3 protein-coding genes are annotated in these 1800 nt (G+C 38.9%); all 3 read right to left on the bottom strand.

Annotated elements, in window-relative coordinates; all coding sequences use genetic code 11:
- The coding region (locus Q0256_RS06305; protein ID WP_297961258.1) for a pyridoxal-phosphate dependent enzyme at positions 1–451 on the bottom strand (451 nt) is incomplete at its 3' end.
- Positions 452–673: 222 nt separating this feature from the next.
- Entirely contained in the window at positions 674–1075 is a 402-nt protein-coding gene (locus tag Q0256_RS06310; protein ID WP_297961261.1) for a hypothetical protein, read from the bottom strand.
- 172 nt (positions 1076–1247) lie between these two features.
- Positions 1248–1640, bottom strand: coding sequence for a phytanoyl-CoA dioxygenase (locus Q0256_RS06315; RefSeq protein ID WP_297961265.1), 393 nt, complete (start codon positions 1638–1640; stop codon positions 1248–1250).
- Between the last annotated feature and the right edge of the window lie 160 nt (positions 1641–1800).

Consider the following 1800-nt stretch of genomic DNA (forward strand, 5'->3'; position numbering starts at 1 on the left):
CCAAAAGCTGCATCCTAAAGGCGTTGAGCTGCTGGCGCGCGGCGTCGGTCTCGCCCATATACACGTCGCACTCAAGCCCAAATAGCGCCGCTGCCGTCGCCGTCGCCCCGCCGTGCTGACCCGCGCCGGTTTCTGCGATGACCTTTTTTTTACCCATTTTTTTGGCGAGTAGCGTCTGCGCTAGGGCATTGTTGATTTTATGAGCGCCCGTGTGGTTAAGATCCTCGCGCTTTAGATAAATTTCATGCCCGTAGTGCTCGCTAAGGCGCGCGGCGTGATATAACGGCGTCGGACGCCCTGCGTATTCGCGCAGCAAGTAACCCAGCTCATCTTTAAATTCCTTCGTCTGCGCTATGGTGTTGTACGCATCCTCCAACTCCTCGAGCGCAAACATCGCCGTCTCAGGCACAAACTGCCCGCCAAAACTCCCGAAATACGCCTTTTTATTCATCCTATCTCCTCGCATTAAATCGTAGGATTATATAAAATTTCGCGTTAAATTTCGCTTTTTTGACGGCGCCTTTTGCGATGCTCTTCTAAATTTATCAGATATACAGACGCAAAAAACGCGCGGCGCAAGATAGTAAATTTTAAAATTTATGCTTCAAATTGTGGCTAATGCTTTACTTGATGAGTAGGCCTTAGGCGCCGTAAATTTGAATAATTTATAAATTTATTTGCTTTCATTGCCAATATCGCTCTTTTTATAATTATCGATAGGACAAATTATATTGTCGGTATCTGTAAGTCTTAATTTTTTCCACTCTTCAAAGCTATTAACTCTAATCAGATTATGTGGGATCTTTGACGGTTCATCAATAATTTTAAGGCACTCGCTCGTTTCTCTTTTAAAATACTGCATAATAAGGTAATTATCATCATTTTCCAAAGCCTTTTTTATACATTTTGCTTTTAACTTAACATAACCGCTATTGCTTAGAGAATTTTTTGAAAAGAGCCTCATTGGGGCGCACTCGCTAATTATTTCCGTATAAATCATACGAAAAACAAAAAACGAAATAATTAGCAAAAATGGTAATAGAATAATATTTTTGTATCGTTTTAAAAATTTCATTTTATTGCCTTATTTAGAATTTTTATATTTTACGGATAAAAACCCTTGATTTTTGTGTCTTACTGCCGCTTATGCCTATACCATTAATATCTATAGAAGCCCAGGCGCTTAGGCATAGCAGCAGAGTAAAGATATATACGACAAATCTCATTCTGCTAGGTCTAATACGGACTTAATCATAGTCGAAGTCTTCCAAATCATATCCGAAGGTATACAAAGTCTTTAAGGCTAACTCTCTGACTTCTATCCAGGATTTGTTCTGATATACTAGATAGTCACCCTCTTCTTCGCCCTTTAATAAACTCCCGTCTCTAAAGTATTTATAAATAAGGTCTACAAGTTCCCTTAATATCTCTCTTTCATAGGGCAGGAAGCAAAATTCAAATTGCTCCAATAAAGCATTTTTACATTCAGTATATAAAAGTTCTGCCATTTCTGACGGGTCTTCGTAGTATTCAGCCGTAGCATGCACTAAATAATTGACTTGATATTCCAAAGAAGCCATACGACTTAGAAAGCACATGAGCGCACCTTTCTCAAATATCTCTTTTCCGTTAATTTGCATTTGGGTTTCCTTTTTATTTAAGTGCTAGCTCCATGGGCTTAATATAGGTCAAAGTCACCTAAATCATATCCGAAAATATGTAAAGTTTTTAAAGCTAATTCTCTGACCTCTATCCAAGATTTATTGTGATATACCAAATACTCACCTATGCCTTCTAGTA

This window comes from uncultured Campylobacter sp. (genome assembly GCF_937949835.1).
GTDB lineage: Bacteria > Campylobacterota > Campylobacteria > Campylobacterales > Campylobacteraceae > Campylobacter_B.